General features: G+C 51.9%; 13 protein-coding genes. 4 read left to right on the top strand and 9 right to left on the bottom strand.

Annotated elements, in window-relative coordinates; translation table 11 throughout:
* Nucleotides 1–6: 6 nt before the first annotated feature.
* Both ACOQPM_RS01845 and ACOQPM_RS01840 read right to left on the bottom strand, forming a co-directional pair.
* Nucleotides 7–1,146, bottom strand: a complete 1,140-nt coding sequence (locus ACOQPM_RS01845) for a LysM peptidoglycan-binding domain-containing protein (RefSeq protein WP_420627519.1) — start codon at nt 1,144–1,146, stop codon at nt 7–9.
* Complete coding sequence (locus ACOQPM_RS01840) at nt 1,146–3,008, bottom strand: PilN domain-containing protein (RefSeq protein WP_420627518.1); 1,863 nt, start codon at nt 3,006–3,008, stop codon at nt 1,146–1,148. Before ACOQPM_RS01840 ends, ACOQPM_RS01845 begins: the two co-directional genes overlap by 1 nt.
* 296 nt (nt 3,009–3,304) lie before the next feature.
* On the opposite strand from ACOQPM_RS01840, the gene ACOQPM_RS01835 reads away from it, so the two are divergent.
* Both ACOQPM_RS01835 and ACOQPM_RS01830 read left to right on the top strand, forming a co-directional pair.
* Nucleotides 3,305–4,666, top strand: coding sequence for a hybrid sensor histidine kinase/response regulator (locus tag ACOQPM_RS01835; RefSeq protein WP_420627517.1), 1,362 nt, complete (start codon nt 3,305–3,307; stop codon nt 4,664–4,666).
* Entirely contained in the window at nt 4,659–5,069 is a 411-nt protein-coding gene (locus ACOQPM_RS01830; RefSeq protein WP_420627516.1) for a hypothetical protein, read from the top strand. Before ACOQPM_RS01835 ends, ACOQPM_RS01830 begins: the two co-directional genes overlap by 8 nt.
* A 117-nt stretch (nt 5,070–5,186) precedes the next feature.
* Here the strand turns inward: ACOQPM_RS01830 and ACOQPM_RS01825 are convergent, their stop codons facing one another.
* Both ACOQPM_RS01825 and ACOQPM_RS01820 read right to left on the bottom strand, forming a co-directional pair.
* Nucleotides 5,187–6,275 (bottom strand): hybrid sensor histidine kinase/response regulator, encoded by a 1,089-nt coding sequence (locus tag ACOQPM_RS01825; RefSeq protein ID WP_420627515.1) that lies wholly within the window; start codon nt 6,273–6,275, stop codon nt 5,187–5,189.
* A gap of 11 nt (nt 6,276–6,286) precedes the next feature.
* Complete coding sequence (locus tag ACOQPM_RS01820; protein ID WP_420627514.1) at nt 6,287–9,841, bottom strand: response regulator; 3,555 nt, start codon at nt 9,839–9,841, stop codon at nt 6,287–6,289.
* A 332-nt stretch (nt 9,842–10,173) separates the two neighbouring features.
* Between ACOQPM_RS01820 and ACOQPM_RS01815 the strand changes: the two genes are divergently transcribed.
* Nucleotides 10,174–11,511, top strand: a complete 1,338-nt coding sequence (locus ACOQPM_RS01815) for a glycosyltransferase family 39 protein (RefSeq protein ID WP_420627513.1) — start codon at nt 10,174–10,176, stop codon at nt 11,509–11,511.
* Between the two features lie 48 nt (nt 11,512–11,559).
* On the opposite strand, the gene ACOQPM_RS01810 is transcribed toward ACOQPM_RS01815, so the two are convergent.
* The 3 genes from ACOQPM_RS01810 to ACOQPM_RS01800 form a co-directional block, all read right to left on the bottom strand.
* On the bottom strand, nt 11,560–13,275 hold the full coding sequence (locus tag ACOQPM_RS01810) for a nucleoside kinase (protein ID WP_420627512.1): 1,716 nt from the start codon (nt 13,273–13,275) through the stop codon (nt 11,560–11,562).
* Nucleotides 13,276–13,388: 113 nt separating this feature from the next.
* A complete protein-coding gene (locus tag ACOQPM_RS01805; RefSeq protein ID WP_420627511.1) occupies nt 13,389–14,126 on the bottom strand; it encodes a zinc dependent phospholipase C family protein in 738 nt (245 codons plus the stop codon).
* A 150-nt stretch (nt 14,127–14,276) separates the two neighbouring features.
* Nucleotides 14,277–15,245 carry a lytic transglycosylase domain-containing protein gene (locus ACOQPM_RS01800; protein WP_420627510.1) on the bottom strand — a complete coding sequence of 323 codons (969 nt, stop codon included), beginning with the start codon at nt 15,243–15,245 and terminating at the stop codon, nt 14,277–14,279.
* A 169-nt stretch (nt 15,246–15,414) separates the two neighbouring features.
* On the opposite strand from ACOQPM_RS01800, the gene ACOQPM_RS01795 reads away from it, so the two are divergent.
* A complete protein-coding gene (locus ACOQPM_RS01795) occupies nt 15,415–15,804 on the top strand; it encodes a response regulator transcription factor (protein ID WP_420627509.1) in 390 nt (129 codons plus the stop codon).
* Nucleotides 15,805–15,904: 100 nt separating this feature from the next.
* Here ACOQPM_RS01795 and ACOQPM_RS01790 read toward each other — a convergent pair whose 3' ends face one another.
* On the bottom strand, nt 15,905–17,044 hold the full coding sequence (locus tag ACOQPM_RS01790) for a peptidoglycan DD-metalloendopeptidase family protein (RefSeq protein ID WP_420627508.1): 1,140 nt from the start codon (nt 17,042–17,044) through the stop codon (nt 15,905–15,907).
* A gap of 88 nt (nt 17,045–17,132) precedes the next feature.
* Nucleotides 17,133–19,493 carry a TolB family protein gene (locus ACOQPM_RS01785; RefSeq protein WP_420627507.1) on the bottom strand — a complete coding sequence of 787 codons (2,361 nt, stop codon included), beginning with the start codon at nt 19,491–19,493 and terminating at the stop codon, nt 17,133–17,135.
* Nucleotides 19,494–19,507: the final 14 nt, after the last annotated feature.

Below are 19,507 nucleotides of genomic sequence, written 5' to 3'. Positions count from 1 at the left end.
TAAGATTTACGGGATGATGAGCTGCTGGCCAGGGGTGATGTTGTTGCTAACGAGGCCATTGGCTGCTTTCACCGCATCTACGGTGGAGCCAAACCGGCGAGCAATCGAGAAAAGTGTGTCGCCCCGCTTCACCACATAGACGGTGGCTTCTGGCGTGGCCGTGGGTGCAGGGGAAAAAAGAGATTGCAGCGCAGCCTCCGCCTCTGTACCTTGCGGGAAGATGGCCAACGCCTGCTCAAACTGCTGTGCCGCACCAGTCGTATCCCCTAAACCAGCCAACTGATAGCCGTAATTCACTCGTGCCGCGTACAACTTTTCTGCCATGCCCGGCTCATTAGGAGCCTGCTGGCGAATCTCTTGAATGATGCGAATAACTTCTGGCCAATTTTCGGCCGCCCACGGCTCGTCTAGCTGGGCAACCAGATTGCTCACGTCTGGCGTGGCGGTGAGGGCTGGGGTGTTTGTCGGCTGCGGCACGGCCGTTGCTTCAGGAACTTCAACCGTCGGCAGCGGGTCGGGTAGGTCAGCTACAGATTCCCCAGTAGAAAACGGGGAGGTAAATAGCAGCAAATCCAGCGTTAGTACGGCAGTATCGCCTTGCTCGCTGCTGGTAATGACCATATTTTGCAGGGTTACGCTAGGAACGGCCGTTTGCTCCATACGCCCCACAAATTGATTAAGCTGCGGCAGCGCACCCGTCGCCTCCAGCCGGAACTGGCGCGTGTCGTAGACGGGCTTCTCCCCACCCACAGTCGCCCCTTGCGGCACTGCCTGCGCCTGCAAATCCACGATGGCAACGGCCGTTTGCGCCGCGTTATCATACAAGCCATCCAGAAAAACGGCCGCCTGGGCTTCCGTCAGGAATCTGTTAGCGGTTTCGCCAAATTCGGTCTGGGCAGCATCAATCTGTTGCTCGATCTGTCCGGCGGCAGCCTGCTGCTGTGCAGTGTGGTCGGCGTAGGCAGCTTCAATGGTTGCGCTGGCGGCTACCAGTTCAGACCGCTGCTGCCAGCGCGGCACCAGCGTGCGGATAGTGAAAACGAGGTAGCCAATCAGCAGCAGCGCAATGATGGCGACGGCCAACACTGTGAACAAATTTTCGCGCAGATAATCGGGGGTTTTCTCGAAATCGAACTCAAAATCCATTATGGTTCCACCGATTCCGGTTTGCCCAACGTGACCACAATCACAAATTCAACCGCTCCGGTTTGCTGCTGGGCAACTTTGGCAACGGGCAGGAGACGGCCGTTTTCCGTTGGAAATTCGCTCTGCACCGGGTCAATCTCAACGGTGACGGGAACGGTTTGGCGGCAAAAATCTGCCCAGCCCAGCGTAATCTCGCCTTCATTGGTCCCCTCCAGGCCAGAAATGTCGGCAACGACGTTGAGCGTGGCCGGCGTTGTGCCAGTGATTACATCGATGGTAAGCCAGGAAGTCTCGGTGGTCACCTCCCAATCCAGCGGCTCTGTACCTTCAATTTGCAACGTTTTGGTCAGCGGGCTGGCGCTACCCTGGGCCACCGTGCCAAAATTTAGCTCTTCGGGATCAACTGTCAGAAATGGTACTTCTTGCACGGAAACAATGTACGTTTTGCTGGGGTCAAACTGCTGCCCGACATTGCTGATGGTGGCAACGGCCGTACCGTCGGCCTCGGCAGGGAAGCAAACGGCCGAGGCAAAGTTGCCAGAGCCGGGCAGGTCGTAATCGTCGTTACTCCACGTCTCGCCATTAAATTGGACGGAGACGGCCGTATCCACCCCAACCCCCAGTTGCGAGGTGAGAATTTGGTAATAACGGCCGTTCTTCACCAAAAAGCCCACGTTATCCACGTCGCCATCTGGGAAAAAGTTATGAATCTGTGACTCGCCAATGGCTATGGGATTAGGGTCGCCATCATTTGGCTCATAGGCATCGCGCAAATCCTGGGTAGGGGATGGCGTGGGGGTGGGAGTCGCGTTGGTCGGCGTGGCGGAAGGTGTGGGCGTGGTAGGCACAACCTCCAGCACCAACAAATCATACCACTTGTCTGACCCATAAACGCCCCGATTTGTCACCCGCACCAGCACCTCTACGTCGCTGTCCGCAGGGGCTTGCACCGTGACGCTGGAGCTAAGTGTTCCCAGAGTGGCATCATCATTTTCCAGTACAACATCGCCATAGCTTACGGTCAGGAAGGTATCTACGCCCGGAGCCAGAAAATCGGTGCTAACCTCATACGTGCGTCCCATCTTGGCCAAAAAGACGACGTGATCCACATCAAAGTTGGGGTAAAAGTTGTGTAGCTGGGAGGGTGCGCCCACAAAGATCGGTTGGGGGTGGGTGTCGTCCCATTCGTAATCATCGGTGAGCTTGGGGGTGGGCGTCCAGGTGGGCATGGGGGTGGCGGGTGGTTGGGTGGGTACGGCCGTTGGCGCAGGCGTGTTGGTTTGCACAGGAGCAACCGTTGCCGTAGGCAGCGGCACAGTCGGTGTAGGGGATTGAAATGGTTCGGCAATTTGGGCAACGGATTGGATGATCACTTGCGAAAACTGCCCAGACGCTTCTAGCTGGCTGGCATACTCTATTACAAACCCTTCGTTGGCCGCCCGTCCACGAATCACAAGCTGGTTGCCAGTTTGCTCAATGCCGCTTAGGGTCAGCGCCGTCTCATCCACGTTATTGATGGCGTTCATAGCGGCGTTCCAATCCACATTTTGGGCCTCAAGGGTGGTCAGGATGCCGTTCATCTGGTCGGTTTGGTTGTGAACGGCCGTTAGCGTAACAATGAGTCCCTGAGCCTGCGGCGGTGGGTCTGGGGTAGAGGCCAGCACGGTTTGCAGCGGCAGCAGATCGCTTTCCAGTTGTGCCACTTCACCACCCAGCGTGTTAGACATTAAATAGAGGGGGATAAACAAGACGACCAATCCCAGCACGCCCAACCAAAGCATAACAGAGCCAAACGGCCGTGTGCGTTCTGGCTCTTCCAGGGCTTCTAGTTCTTCTAAATCAAAAGGACTATCTGTTTGCACTTCACTATTCAGCCTGACTGAACCCAGTCAAGCTCCCCATACATTTTGTTTTGTTGGGCACGCAATCACATCCGTCTTGCCGCCAAAAACAATTCTTTTACCGAAATTATGTCATATCCCTCCTACCCAAGCCGTGAAAATAACGCGCGAACGCCGTGAAAAAACCGTTGGCGTCTTCTTAATGACAAATTACCTGCACAAACAAGCCCTTCTGATACATGTAGGCTATTGTCATGCAATTTTGCCTTACCTATGATTCAGGTGTTGACAAACAAAGTAGGCAAACAAACGTTTTTATGAAAAGACAACCACAACAGACCTATACCCACAACAACGGCTCTACAGAGGCTCGCTTGCGCGAAGAAAGTCTAAAGCTTCAGCGCACCAATGAGCTGCTGGAAAAAGAGGTAACAGCACAAACAGCGGCCTTAAAAAGAACCAACGCAAGGCTGGCCAAAGCATTACAAGCCAAAGATAAGTTTCTGGCCAACATGAGCCATCAATTGCGAACGCCGCTCAATGCCATTTTAGGTAAATCAGAAATTTTGCTTGAGGGTATTCATGGCTCGCTCAACGAAAAACAGTCTGCTTCTTTGCAAGTCATTGGTGACAGCGGCAACCATTTACTTGAGCTTATAAACGATATTTTGGATATGGCCAAAATAGAAGCTGGCAAAATCCAACTAGACATCCAAAACGTTTCATTGGCAACTGTATGTGAAAGCAGCATGCAATTTGTGCGCCAAGTGGCGCACAAAAAGCAAATTCGGCTTCAGGCCGACATTGATCGCACCTTAAAAACGTGTCAAACAGACGAACGGCGCTTGAAGCAGATATTGATCAACTTATTGAGCAATGCGGTTAAATTTACACCGCCCGGTGGCAAAGTTGGCCTAATCGTCCTTCATGATTTTGACCGGGATGCTGTTCAGTTCCAGGTGTGGGATACAGGCATTGGTATTTCACCAGAGGATATGGAGAAGCTCTTTAAGCCATTTGTGCAGTTAGATAACAGCTTGGCTCGCTCGCACGAAGGAACCGGGCTGGGGCTCTCGCTTGTTTACCGACTGGCTGAACTGCTTGGGGGCAGCGTTTCTTTAGAAAGCCAAGTTGGGGTTGGCAGTTGTTTTTCCATTACCCTGCCCCAAAATCTAAAAATAGATTCTAAACAGTTACAAAAACAAGCTCACACAGATCGGCAACAGTTGGCAACTGGCGTACTTAGCAGCGATTCGGTGGATACGGCCGAAAAAAGGCCTCTGATTTTGCTGGTGGAGGATAACGAAACAAACGTTGAAACTGTAACTGACTATTTGCCAGTTTGGGGGTACCGAATTTCAGTTGCCCACAGCGGGGTAGAGGCCTTAGAACGGGCAAAAAAGGAACTACCCGATCTGATTTTGATGGATGTACAAATTCCTGGGCTAGATGGGTTAACGGCCGTTCGCCAAATGCGTCGTGAAAAAGCGTTTGAAAAGACGCCCATCGTGGCAATTACCGCCCTGGCAATGAACGGGAACCGGGAACGATGCCTGGCGGCGGGTGCTAATGAATACATGAGTAAGCCAATTCAACTGCATCAGCTTGCCCTAACCATTAACGAACTACTAGCTAAAAAACCGAAGGCCACGAATTTCAAGGAGCCAAACCATGCATAATGTTACGGCCGTTTCACCCACATTTTCCCTCATCAACAGGAATCATACTCCCACAGGTCGCCTGCTAATCAATGATGCGGATGAAATCATTTATGCCAACACACAAGCGCGCCACTTTTTGGGGCTACTTTCAGAAGAATCTTTGCAAGCTGAGCAGAAATTGATGCCGCTGCTGCACCAAATGTACCAATTTTACCCGCATACAGCCTGGCAAGGCTGGCCAAAACGGCCATCCCCTGCCACCAATCGCTATCTCATTTATAGGCCGCCTAACAGCATCCATCACGCCATGCTCAAAGTAGAGATCGTCGAGAAAATTTTGCTTGGCGGCAAAAACATTTGGGCAATTAATATGCAGCTAGTAGAAACGCCGCGAATGACCGTAAAACATCTCACTGTTTAGCCAATTACGCTTCCAGGACACATGGGGGATGTGGTCCAGAACAACGGATTTTCGCTTGAGCTAGATTTGCCAACACAGTCTCAGTTTGTCTTGATTGACGGCACCTTTTTATAGCTTTTATATCTCGACGGTGAAGATGGAGCCGCGTGGCTGGTTGGCATCAACAGAAATACGGCCGTTATGCGCCTCCACCACCATCTTGCAAAATGCCAGCCCCAGCCCCACCTGCTTCACGTCTCGTCGCCCAGTAGCCACAATTTTGAACTTATCGAAGATCGTCTCGTAATGCTCCGGGGCAATGCCGGGACCTTCATCAATCACCTGCACATTGAGGTGAGGCGAACTACCGTTGCTGCTGGCCACGCCAGAACCATCGTAGCGCACCCGCAAAGTAATGTTGCCGCCAGTCGGCGAAAACTTCACTGCGTTAGAGACGAGGTTGTCCAGCACGCGCCGCCACAAGTTAGCATCCAGCGATATTTTTTTGGTTTCCTCTGGCAAATCGAGTGCCAAATCAATTTCTTTCAGGCGGGCTATCGGTTCGTAGCTGTTGCATACGGCCGTTGCCAATTCATTTACATCCACCAGTGACTGGCTCAACATGAGACGGCCATGCTCCATTTTGGCCATCATCAGCATATCGGTCAGGAAAGAACTCAGGCGATTGGCCTCACCACGAATCGTTTCCAGAGTTTGCATGCTGCCGCCATCCAACTCTGCCTCCAACAGATCGCAGTAGATCAAAATGGTAGAAAGCGGACTGCGAATATCATGAACAATCATGTTGGCCAAATCTTGTCGCATTTGCAAGGCGGCTTGCAATTCATCGTGCCGCAGCTTAATGCGAAGCATGGAGCGTACACGCGCACGGAGTTCCAGTCCGTTGATTGGCTTGTGCAAAAAGTCATCTGCCCCTGCTTCCAGCCCCCTTGCCAAATCTTGCTTGCTATCCAGCGCGGTTACCAAAATGATCGGCACATGGCTCCATTTTGGGTTTCGCTTGATGCGCTGGCATAGTTCAAAACCATCCATATTTGGCATCATCACGTCCGATAAAATCACATCTGGAATTTCATCATCAAGCTGTGCCAGAGCCTCGTGGGCGTCCTCGGCAAAAAACAGTTCATACGCTTCTTTCATGAGCAACATTTCGATTGCTTGCCGAGCATATGGTTCGTCATCAATAATCAATATTTTGGGTTTCATTTCTATCATTTTCAAACAGTTACAACCCGTTTTTGGGCATCCTCTACTAAATGCGCCTCAATTGTTTCTAATAAACGGCGCAGGCTAACTGGTTTACTTAAATATCCATTGGCCCCAGCTTCTAAACAGGCTTCTTCGTCACCAGGCATGGCCAATGCAGTCACCGCTATGATGGGAATTTGGGAAACGGCCGTATCCTCATGCTCCCTTATTTTCCGAATCGCGTCCAGGCCATTCATCTTTGGCATTTGAATATCCATCACTATCAAATCGGGTTTGTCCGATCCAGCCCGTGCCACCGCTTCTACACCGTTCCGCGCCAGAACGAGATCGAACCCTTTACCTTTCAAGTAGCTAGAGAACGTGATGATATTAGCTTCATGGTCTTCTGCTAGCAAGATGACGGGTTGAGAAACGGCCGCATCCTTCCGCACAAATCCATTCCGCTTAACGGCCACAACCTGGAGTGCCATGTGCATTTGCGCTCGTGTAAACGGCTTCATCAAGCAATAATCTGCCCCAGCCTCCATAACCCGTGCCTGGTCATCCATCACTGACACAACTAGCACGGGTAATTCGGCCGTTTGCGGCTGATCACGCAACTCCGACAGCAAGACTAATCCTGAGCTATCTGGCAAAAACAGATCTAACACCACCAAGTCTGGTGGGTCTGCCAAAATGGATGCCTTTGCTACTTTGCCCTCAGCAAACAATCGCACCTGTACGCCGCTAGCATCAAAATACCGCTTTAGCTGTGCCTGAGCAGAGGGTGAATCTTCTACAATAACAACCGTATGCCAGGGGCCCAGGTATGGTGGCGTATCCAACAAATCGGCATCAGCCAGTTCCTCTTGCTTTTCGCCCGTTGGGTGCCAGGGGAACGAAACGGTAAATCGGCTCCCCTTACCGACCTCACTTTGCACCAACACGCTGCCACCGTGCAATTCTACCATCCGTAGCACCAGCGAAAGCCCCAGTCCTGTGCCAGCATATTCACGCGATAACCGGCTGTCTAGCTGCACAAACGGCCGAAATAGCTGCTCTAAATGTTCTTTGGCAATGCCAATGCCAGTGTCCCAAACCGTAATCAAAATAGCGTGGGCTTCCTCATCACCCATAACTTCCAGCCCAATTTCGCCCCCTTCTGGCGTAAATTTAACCGCATTGCTCAATAAGTTAACTAAAACCTGCTTCACGCGCCGCTCATCTGCTACAAGGGAAGTAACATTACTGTCATAAGAAGAATGAATACGCAGCCGCTTTTTGTGGGCGTTTTGCTTCACCATGCGTAAACTTGCTTTGCAAACCGATTCTACCGAAGTGAGAGCCATTTCCAGTTCCAGTTTGCCCGCTTCCGCTTTGGATAAATCTAAAATATCGTTAATGAGTTCCAGCAAATGACGGCCGCTTTCTTCAACACTACGCAGCGAACTAATTTGCTTTTCATTCATTTCACCGAACACACCCTCTTGCAGCGCTTCAGATATACCCAGCACTGCATTCAAGGGAGTACGTAATTCATGGCTGACGCTGGCCAGGAATTCATCTTTCATTCGGTTGGCTCGCGCCAGTTCAGCATTGGCCGTTCGCAAATCGGTCGTGCGTTCTTCAACGCGGCGTGCTAAATGTGCGCGCTCAATTTCCAGAGCAGCCTCGGCCCGCTTCCGCTCTGTAATTTCTTGCTGAGACTGTGCAAATAGCTGGGCATTTTCAATAGCGGTGGCGGCGGGCACAGCCAGACGTGTAAGCAAACGCAAATCTTCTTCGTCGAAGGTGCCGTTTTCTTTGTTGATGGCTTCAATTGCCCCAATTGGTTGCGCTTTTACCAGCAGCGGTACGCACAAAATGGAGTGCGCCTGAAAACCGCTTTGCTCATCAAAATCACCAAAGTAGCGGGGGTCGGTTGCGGTATCTTGCACGAGTAGCGGCTCACCAGTTTGGGCCACCCAACCTAAAATGCCCTGCCCTAATGCCAAACGCTTGCCCTGCACAAATTCAGAGGCTTCGCCAGACGCGGCCGCAAACCATAAATCGTTGGCTTCTTTATCGTGCAGCACCACAGACGCAGCAGCCACCTTCAGCAGTTCGGTGGTGTTTTGGGTGATAATGGTTAAGGTTTCGGTTAGGTCCAACGTGGAGGTGATAGCCTGGCTAATGCGGTTGAGCGTGGTAAGTTCGGCCACACGCTTTTGCAACTGCTGATACAGATCGGCATTTTCAAAAGCGATGGCAGCCTGGATAGCAAAATCTTTAAGCCGAGCGGCGTTTTCAGGTTGGTAAAAGCCGGGTTCGCTATAGTTCAATGCCAAAAAAGCAACAACTTCACCCTCTACAATGATCGGCGCGCCTGCCCAAGAGCGCACATGCGGAGATAGTTCTGCATCTACCCACAGCTTGCCTGCTTCGTAAGTGTCCGGGATGATTAGAGGTTCGGCCGTTTCTACAATTTTGAGCAGGCTGGGACGAGAATTTATATGAAAGTGGCGCGGCTGGCGCAGTTCTTTGCTAAGATCGTAACCACGCGTTACGACAATTTCGATCTCATCTTTGTGTACCAGCATGATATTGGCCGTGTCATACCGGAGAACCGGGCCAATCTGATCCAGAAAGTTGTTGAGCAGCAGGTCAAAATCCAGGGTGGAATTTAAAGCCAAACCGACTTGCCGCAGTGCCTCGGCGAGGTTGCGATGTTCTTGTTCCGCGGCTTCAGCGCGTTTACGTTCTACAATTTCGCGCTGTAGGGCTTCGTTGACATTGCGCTGGCTTCTAGCAGCTTCTTCTGCCTCATTGAAAATGGTATACATGCTAGAGAGCAATCCTACCAAAACGCATAGGTAGCCGATTTGCTTGAGCAGGACGGCCGTATCAAACAAAGCATCAAATGGCGTGCGGGCAAAAAACATAAACAGCCCTTGCGAAGCAACGTTTATCATTAGGGCGATGATGAGCCAATTTTCAAAGGTGTCTTCTATCCATTCTCGCTTATACAAATAACCAATGAGGCCAATCAGGAAAAAAACTGTGGCAAAAACGGCCGTAATTCGGCCTGGTAAATATTCTGAAGAGGTAATGGCTGGTTGGGGAATCAGCGCAAAAATAAAGAGGCCAACCAACGCTACCGCTCCAATCACAACATAATATTGTCTCAGCGGAAGTTGGTGTTGCTTATCGCGCTGCCAAATCATCCAACTGCCGGCAATTAATATGGACAGAAAGATGGGGGAAGAATTCCATTGCCACAGTTCTGGTGTAATGGTGGTGGGATCAAGCAGGTTCAATATTGGCACAGTTCGCACGGCATGGTACGCATCCAGTAATCCAGCCCCCAAAAAGCCAGCACCAACGAAAAAGTAAACGCTGCTTCGTTTAGTGTAAAAGCGAACCAACGCCAACGTCCCTACAAACAAAGCCAACGTAGCCGACACAAACTCAACCAGCATGTGCAAAGTGGCTGAGCCAAACCAGCCTGACTGCCCTACAAGGATACGCCCAAGAACAAGCAGCAATAATACGGCCGTATAAACAGTTATTCGTTTTACGTTCAGAGATGGCTGGCTGGCGATCATTATCCAGTTCTCAGGCAGGGTTTTATTGGTGCTGAGATAAAACCGCTATACAAACCATATTTGCCATTACATACATAAAACTGCTAACTATAAGGACAAAATGGGCTACTAAATGGCTACTTCCTCTTACATACAACATGCTTTGCCAATGGCATTATAGCCATATAGTACCAGTTTACCTAAGCCGGTTAGATATACCTATGGTACTATTGGACTGGTTACCGAACATAAAGTTGTCATCTTGTCACTTTGTGCCTGCTTTTTCCCCACAAAACCACAACGACCATCCAAACTTACTCGCCAATTTTTTTAGAACTCGCTAAGATTACAGCATGATGCGAGAACGATGGCCCTTGCTGCTTATTTTGGCATGTTATTTGTTGGTTGGCATTTTGTATGCAGCCCAGGTGCCAGATTGGCAAGCCCCAGACGAACCAGCCCATTACAACTACGTGCGCCAGTTGGCAAGCGGCCGTCTACCCATCATCACAGACGGGGATTACGACCAGGCCTATTTAGAAACCATCACCGACGCACGCTTTGCGCCAGAATACTCGATTGTGGAAATTGAGTATGAAGATTGGCAACCGCCACTTTACTATTTGCTCCTGACCCCTGTATTTTTGCTCACAAATGGCTCGCTGTTTGCCTTACGCTTTACCTCAGTGCTGCTGGGGGTGGGAATCATTTTGCTAGCGTATCAGATCGCTCGCCTGCTGCTGCCAGAGGCAAAATGGGTGGCGTGGTCTACGGCCGTATTCGTTGCCTTTATTCCCCAGCATGTGGCCATGCTCGCCTCCGTAAACAACGACAGCTTGTCTGAACTGCTCATTGCCCTGCTACTCTACCTCACGCTCCGCTGGGTCACGCGAGAGGGCATCCGCAAGCTGGACGATGATCGACGCTGGCTTATTGGGCTTGGCGTGGTGTTGGGGCTTGGCTTCCTCACTAAGGCGACCGTTTATTTAATGGCTCCGGTGCTGGGGGTGGTCATTTTGTGGCAATTTTGGGGAAACTGGCAGCGACTGTTCCAGGCTGGCGTACTCTTGTTTGCCCCAGCCTTCATGCTCGGCGCAATTTGGTGGGTGCGAAATGTGGCTGTTTATGGGGGCCTGGATGTGCTGGGCACGGCTGCCCACAATGCTGTGGTTGTAGGGCAACCACGTACGGCCGAATGGGTTAACCTGTACGGACTAGACGGCACCATTCAACGCTTCTTCCAGACAACGTTCAATAGCTTTTGGGGACAATTTGGCTGGATGGCGGTTCCCATGCGTGCTGAGGTGTATTGGCTGCTGCTGGGTTTGTGCGGAGCGGCCGTTCTTGGGCTACTCCTTTACCGTTTTACCACCAACCAAGTGCCGGTTCAATTTCGTTCCAAGCTGCCAGTGCTGATCTTGTGGCTGGTTTTTCTACTGACGTTGGCCATTCATGTAGGTTACAACGTCACTTTTGTGCAACATCAGGGGCGTTATCTCTTCCCGGCGCTTATTCCCATCTCATTAGGATTTTCATTAGGGTTGGGAACCTGGCTACTGTTGGTAGAAAAACCGTTTCGGCGGGAACGGCCGTTGCTGGTCAACCTCCTCCCGCTCGCCATTGGCACAGCCTTTATCCTGCTAGACCTTTTCGCCCTCTTTCGCTTCATCCTGCCCAGCCTACGGCTGTAAACAGTAATCGGTAATCAGTGGCCGATTATCAAACACCAATTACCGAAACTAACTGCGCCACGGCTCAAATGTTTCCAAAATAGACCCTCCAATAAACTCCCGCAAAATCGAATCGCTGGCTATCAATTCCAGGCCCTCTGTTGGGATGGGATCGAACCATTGTAAAAAAGCAAGCAGCCGATTGGCCTCCACACGTTCTGGCGTCCCCGGCTCTACCTGCAGCAGCAGCGGCTCAGCCAAGCGCTTCATGGCAGACATCTCATACACCAGGGCTGAATTGAAGAAGAGATTGGCATTGTTTTGGTATGGGAAGATGTGTCGCTTTTCGCCACGGCGCACGCTTGCCCAGCGCGCAATGGTGTCGGCGGCAGAGTAGCCTCGGTGGGCGGCATCGCGCACAATTCGGCGCAGCAGGCGGGTGTCGGTGGTTGGCACACGGTTGTGTTTGTCTAAGTTTAGCTGTGTGAAGGCAGAAATAAATACCCGGTACATCGCCTCTGGCGCAATGCCCTCAACCAGCTTGGGGTTTAAACCGTGTATTCCTTCGATGAGCAAAACATGATCGGATCCAATTTGCAGGGTTGGCCCCTCCTCTCGCTGGCCAGTGTGAAAATTGTAGATGGGTTGTTCGATTTTTTCACCGCGCATCAACTGCTTTAAATGCTGCCGGAATAAGGGCACATCCACTGCTTCCAATGCTTCAAAGTCATAATCTCCATTTTCATCACGCGGGGTCAAGCTGCGATCGACAAAGTAGTTATCCATGCCAATGGCGACGGGAAAGATGCCTTGTGCCATAAGCTGAATGGAAAGGCGCTTGCTGAAGGTGGTTTTTCCGGCCGAGGTTGGCCCTGAGATGAGGACTAATTTGATTTCGTGGCGGCGGCTGGCAATTTCGGCCGTTATTTGGGCAAGCTGCTGTTGGTGAAATGCTTCGGCTACGAGGATGGTTTGTTGCAAACGGCCGTTTGCCAACGCCTCATTCAACGCCGCCACGCTGGGTAAACCGATGATGCGTAGCCAATCATCATATTCCTGGAAAACACGCGCCAGACGCGGTTCATCTTCAAACGGCTGCAGCCGCTCTGGTTGGTGGCGACGAGGAAATTGGAGAATGAAACCGTCTTTGTACGGCCGTAAATCAAACAAGTTTAGGTAGCGAGTGCGTGGCACCATAAAGCCATGGAAATAATCCCGCACGCCGTTAAGTTCATACATCGTCAGGTAATCTTTGCGCCGCTTGGCAAACAGGTTCGCCTTTTCCAAATCGCCTTGCTGACGGAAAAGTTCAACCGCCTCATCTAGCGGCACGCGCACCTGCTTGATTGGCAAATCGGCATCCACCAGCGCCTGCATTCGCTGCTTAAGCTGCTGTAGGCCGTCTGGCAAGGCGCAGTGGACATCTGAGCATTCGCAATAATAGCCGCCAAAGGGCATGGAGTGCTGAATGGTAATGATTTTGCCTGGCCACATCTCGGCGGCAGCGGCAATCATCAAAAAACAAAGGGAGCGACGGTAGATACGCCCGCCATCTGAGTCGGCTGTGGTAACAGGTACCAGCAACGCATCTTCCCGCAATGGATGGGAAAGTTCACGCAGTCTGCCATTTTTAAGCGCGGCCACGATACGGCCGTTCACCGACAATTTTGCTGCATCAATAAACGCCTCAAGCGGCGTTCCACGAGGGGCATCAAACGCGCGTCCATCAGGAAAACGCGCCTGCACCATATCTCGAATGGGAGAGGGAGTGGGAAGTGGGTTCATAAGTTATTCATCCTTACTAACAAATAGTGGGAAACCGTATTATCGGTGAACAGTAATCAGTATTCAGTAGTGGGTCTAACTGATTACCGATTACTGCTCATTGAATACTGGTGCTAAGGCAGGTAATTTTGAATCAGTTCAATACTGCGGGGAACGGCCGTTTGCAAAATCTGCTGCACCTCGCCGACTGGAATCTTGTCGAAGACCTGCGCTTTCATCCAGTCTGGGTCTTTTAGGTTGGCGGCAAATTCTGTTGGCGACATTTTCAGGCGTCCAGCATAAATTTCAACCGTTCTAATGGCTGCGCCAGGCGAAAGCTGTTCTGTGAGCATGTCTCGCCAGGCAATCAGGATCGAATCATCTACGAAGGGCAGCCAGCAATGGGGTTGCGCTGCTGCCAGGGTAGTTACGGCCGTTGCTGGCAATGCTTCAACAGCAATCAAGTCTAGATACGTTAGCAAGATAAAATGCGTCAGCTCACGCTGCTTTCGATCGCCCAAATGATCCGCCTTAAAGAAAAATGGATACACCACCTCACGCAGCCAAATGAGATCAAGCATGAGATGGGCGCTGTAAGCGGCCACACAAACAGCCTGCTCCAGCGGCATAGCAACAAAATCTGTGAGTTGCGGGTATTGCGCCAGCATAGAGCCATACGCCGTCTCCTCTGGCGCAGGTGGCACATCATAAAAATGAGTACTCACGCGCCGCAACGATGAAATGGCATTCACATCTGGAGCAACGCTACCTAGATAAAAAGCTGGCCAGTCAGCCGATAAAGTTTGGTGTAAACGGCCGTTCCCATTTACTTTAACGGTATCAAGAATAAGTTCTGCAGTATGCAGGTGCATAAAAGGCGTAGGCATAAATAGTCAATTTGATAAAAAGATAAACAAGGCCACAACCAGTTGCGGTGACAGTGAATTCTTTTACTAATAAATAGTATGCTAGATGGGTAAATTAGAAACGATTACGATCGTCCCATTGTGATGGAACAAATGTCAACGATGCCAGGAGGGGCATCCAGATGGCGCAAACCACCGGGTGCTGGCAATACCACGAAGTCGGCTTAAACTGGGCAAGCAAGCCAAAATAATGCGCGGGTTGCTGGTATCAATTTTCACATCATCGCCACTTAGGCGCGCCTGCAAATGAATATCAATCTCGTCTTCCCAACCAGAAACAGCGGTACCAGGGTCTGTGTAAGCTGGTGCAACCAAAGCAACTGGCACGGCATAGCCGTTGATGTAGTAAGAGTGACCAAAATTATCCACGTAATCAAAAACGCGATGGGGCGCGTAAGTATATAAACCCGATATGGGCTGCTCGCCCAAAATCAAAAATGAGTTATGAGGCACATATCCCCTGTTTAACTCAACTGCAATGGTCCATTGTGAAGCAATATCTGGGGAGAGCCCTTGCCGGATCAGAACAGCGCGTGCGTAATTGTCTAAAACGCTGGCAGCATAGGCACGCGGAACCGTACTGCCCGCATATTCCCAACCACCGCTATACGCAGCCAGTGCTGAAGCCAGGTCACCACCCGCCTGTCGCACTACTTCGGCCAAAATAGCAACACCCCAACGCAGATTAACGGCCGGAATCATCAGCTCTTCCGTTGTGGGTCGCCACTCTAATCCGGGGCCCTGTGGCATAACGCCCATCAGACCAACGGCTCCCACAGAGCTAATGCCATCCACAATGCCGTTCGATTCCTCTTTGATGACCGCAGCTATAAAATCCGGGTCCAGGCCATGCTCATTTGCTAACACACCAATGTGCGTGGACCATTGCCGAATAATGGGACTCCACATTGGGGAAAGCAGGGTTGCTTCTGGGCTGTTTTCTGAGCGATGCAGGCCCTGGCGTAAGGCGGCACTTGTTTCCGAAGGATTGAGCAACAAAAGAAGGCATGTTAGCAGCAAACCGACCACAAAGAAACGGCCGTACCGCTGCCTCACCTGCTTCATTTCAACCCAAAATCCCTGCAAAAACATGACAAAATTTTAGCATAAGTTCAGAAAATGTGTCAAAGTTTTATGTAAACTCGTACATTTTCCTCATTTATAGTTCCAAGCTAGAATATGCGTTTGGTTCAAATGCCAAGTGAATCAAAGTTGAACCACCAAAGGAAGTGCGATGCCCGTTATTCTAGTAGTAGACGACAACCCCAAAATGGTACAGCTTCTGCAAGATATGGTTCAGCTTGCAGGCTACAAAACGGAGGTTGCCTTTAGCGGGCTAGAAGGATTGGACAAAGCCAGAGAAGGCATGCCCGATCTAATCTTGGTGGATTTAATGATGCCAGAAATGGATGGGTGGGAGCTTTACAATCGCCTGCGAGATTACAGCAGCATTCCCGTTATTTTTGTGACAGCTTACGATACACCCCAGAATGAAGCGAAAGCCATTGCGCTCGGTGCGGAGGGGTTCATCGGCAAGGATTTGACGCCAATGCAGCTTATTCAACATATTGAATTCGTCCTCAAGGCAAATGATCCACCTGTCCAAAATGAATTGCTACACTAAGAATCTATCCGAAAAAGCCACAGAGGAAAACGAGAACTCTGAGAAACGAACCTTCGCCTCAAAGCTCTCTGTGCTCTCTGTGGCCAATATTCGAATAGGTCTAAGGTTCTGAATCTGGTGTTGGCTCTGGGGTAGCAGAAGGGGCTGGTGTGGCTGTGGGCACAAACTCAAAGTTGGTAGAAATAATTTCAAAGCTGGTTTGGCCAGGAAAAATCTCTACTTCTCGTTCGTAAATATGCACGCCGTCGTTGGCATCAATAGTTAAACGGTATCTCCCGGCAGGCAGGTCGGCAAAAACAAAGTTTTCGCGCCATATTTCATCGGAGCGGACAGTGGGATAGTAGGTACTTTGCTTGCGTACGGCCGTATCTACATTCAGCGGCAGCAGCGTCAAGCTAGCACCAGAAATCATCTGGCTATTCTTGTCCACAAATCGGCCAGCCAGTGTGCCCCACCCCTCAAATGGGGCCAACCACAAGGCCGGGTTTTGGGTGCTGCCGTAATTGTTTTCGCCCACGCGCACCTCAAAATGCAAATGTGGCCCACTTACCTCGCCAGAACTACCAACCCCGGCGATAAGCTGCCCTTGCTGCACAAAATCTCCTTCTTGCACAAAAAGTTCCAGCGTATGCGCGTACAGTGTAAACACATCCTGCCCTTGCCACTGCCAATCGTGCTGAATAATGACGGTGTTGCCGTAATAATTGACACCGTTGCGCGGACTGGGCAATGGCCCAGTGTGCATAACCGTGCCGCTACTGGCGGCTAACACAGGCGTTCCCGTCTCGTTGGGAAAATCAACGCCATGATGAATACGGTAAGAGGGCAGCTCCGGTAGCTGCACATCGTTGCCAAATGGATACCATTCCAAATCAAAGTTACGGCTACCAGACGGAATCGGCCGGGCCAGCCAATAATGATCGTCATAATGGAGCGAGTGTGGCACTTCATAGGGGGGCGGGCGCCAACCTTCGGGTGGCTCAGGGCCAGCATCGGGCACCCAAAGCTGTTCTGCTTCGCTAGGGCGAATGCCAACGCCAGCAGGCGTTGGCACGATTTCAGACTCGCTACCGCCGCTGCTGGTTCTGCCTCCGGCTACCAATTGCGGGTCTGACGCGGCCGTTTCTGCAACTTCTGTTTGCTGCGACGGGGGTAATTCAAGAACCGGCACTAATGTCGGGGGGGTGGTTTGTCCACCACCACAACCAATCAGCAACAACAATAGGACACTAATTGACACATATTTATAATTGTATTGCGTATTGCGTATTCCATCTTTTACGCAATACGCAATACGCACTATTTTTAGAGGGGAAAACATGGGGAAGTTACGGCCGTTCCAACACCGGCACCAATTCCTCATCACTGTAAAGCTCCCGCATCGCTTCTTCCCAAGTCAGGCCATCCTGCTTTTCGTAGTGCCAGAAGCGGATATCCGGGAAGTAGGTGCGCCAGTTGTCGTTGGCTGGCACCCAGCGCCAGCCATAATCGGCCGCCAACGCGGTGAAATCTATGTAATATCCTTCTGGTACCGCGTCACGCCATTTGCCCCCCTGCTCATAGTAGCTGGGGTCGTCGCCGCTACGGGCCTGCAAATCCCAGGTGAGCGTTCGCAATGGTTCACCCTGGCTGCCATCCTGTACGGCCGTTCTCACAAAAACGCGCCAATACACCTCACCATTTAGCTCCAGCTTCACCAGCTGCACCTGCGGGTCAAAGCCAAGCGCCTCGCGGAAATAAAAGTCGAAAGCACGTCCCGCCTTGTTCCACGATTGCGCCGACTGGCCAGGCAGCGGACGCGCCTCGAGGGCTTCAAACATGCCGTCAAGCTGGCCTAAAAAGTCCCAACCCGCCTCTACAATCACCCGCTGGCGCAAAGCCGCAAACGATTGGTCTACAGCGTCGCTGAGGTATGGTGATGGGGCATTGACCGCCACGGGGAAGAGCAAAGAGGGTGGTTGCCCGGCTTGCGGTTCCGCTAGTGCTTCTACAAATAGCGAACCGCTACTGGCTACATTGCGGTCAATGTTTTGCAGGCGGCTGCTCATGTCTGGCGTCAGGCGCACGGCCGTCCACGAAGGGTCTGCGATACGGCCGTCTGTCACAAACATCTGCGGCACCGCACTCCACGCCTCCACGCTGCCAGAAAGCAAAAAGCTGCGCTCGCCCTGGTCATACACAAATAGCATCGAGCGTCTGTCTGGCGACCAGGCCGGGGAATGCCCTTGCTGCCCCAAACTGTAGGCGGGTGCTGCCGGTTGGTACGCTTCCGTGAGTGGCAAGGCATATATGACGGGGAAGCCTGCGCTGTGTTCGGCATAGACAAGTGTACGGCCGTCTGGCGAAAATGCCGCTTCATCCTCATCCAAATCAGGCGTTTGTGTCAAGTTTACTACCCCGCCGTTAATGCCGGCATCCAGAGACCGCACAAAAATGTCCCGGCTGCCGCTACGCAGGCTGGTAAAGGCGATGTGCCGTCCGCCTGGCGACCAAGCTGGCTCAAAATCAGGCCAGGGGCTATCGGTTAGCCGGAAGGGGCCTTCGCTGCCATCTGCCTTGATGAGAAAAATGTCCAAATTGCCGTCCCGGTACGATTCATATGCCAGCCATTGGCCATCGGGCGACCAGCTTGGGGCGGCATCATACGCCAAGTCACGCGTGACGCGGCGCAGCTCCCGGTTGGGAATGTTGTAAACATACAGCTCCCAGTTGCCGTCCCGACGCGAAGCAAAGGCAATCTCCGTGCCGTCTGGCCCCCAGGCAGGGTCGCGGTCTGCGGCGGGATGGGTTGTTAGCCGGATGGGATCGGCCTGGTCAACGGGCAAAATGTAGATGTCGCTGTTGCCCGCTACGTGTTGGGTAAAAATAACTGCTCCGCCTCCGTCTAGCGGGTTTGGCGTTGCCCACGGGGTCAATTTTACAGAAACGGTGGGCAAAACGGTGGGCGTGGGCGGCTGCGGCGTGGGAGTTAGCACAATAATTTGCGGGGTGGCAGTTTCAAACGGCCGATCATCCGCAACGGCCGTTGGCTGAGATTCCCGCATACTGAGCATGCCCACCACCACAATCAGTGCCAGGGCAGCAACGGCCGTTGCCAACCGAAACGTTCGCACCGCCCGCAAATTTTCACGCGGCCGTTTGGGAGCTACCTGGGCAGATATTGGAGGCTTGGGGCGACGCATGGCTAGCCGGAGGTTTGCCTTGAGCAGTCGCCAGCGGGAACTCACGCGACGGCCGTACACAGCCCGCTGTGGCGCACTTTTTTGCCAAATGAAGTTGCCAAATCGCCGAATTTGCTGCCCCAACCAAAGGATGAACCGCCAAACGGTGTGCAGCAACCACAGCACAGAGGGTTTAAGGACGCGCTGGTAAAGCCAGATGAACGGCCGTACCACCAAAGTCACAAACCCTCGCCACAGATAGGCTGTGAGCAAATGGCGCAACGCCAGCCCCATGCGGCCAACAAATCGCCACACGGGAGGAACGGCCGCTGCCAAAGAATCCCACAAAATCCAGCGCAGCGGCAACCAGACGGGCATGGTGAGGTAAAAAAGGGGCTTCCAAATAATCCAAATGAGGAGATTGCGGAAGGCTAAACCAACTCTGCCAAGAAAGAGCCAGATGGCGGAACTAACTACCAAAAGGTGTTGCCAGACCCATTTTGCGGCCTGCCGAAATCGTGCGCGCATGTTGCTGCCAGTTT

The organism is Candidatus Leptofilum sp. (assembly GCF_965223525.1).
In the GTDB taxonomy this organism is placed as follows: domain Bacteria; phylum Chloroflexota; class Anaerolineae; order Promineifilales; family Promineifilaceae; genus Leptofilum.
The sequence above is the reverse complement of the archived record's forward strand: the minus strand, read 5'-3'. Positions and strand labels throughout refer to the sequence as shown.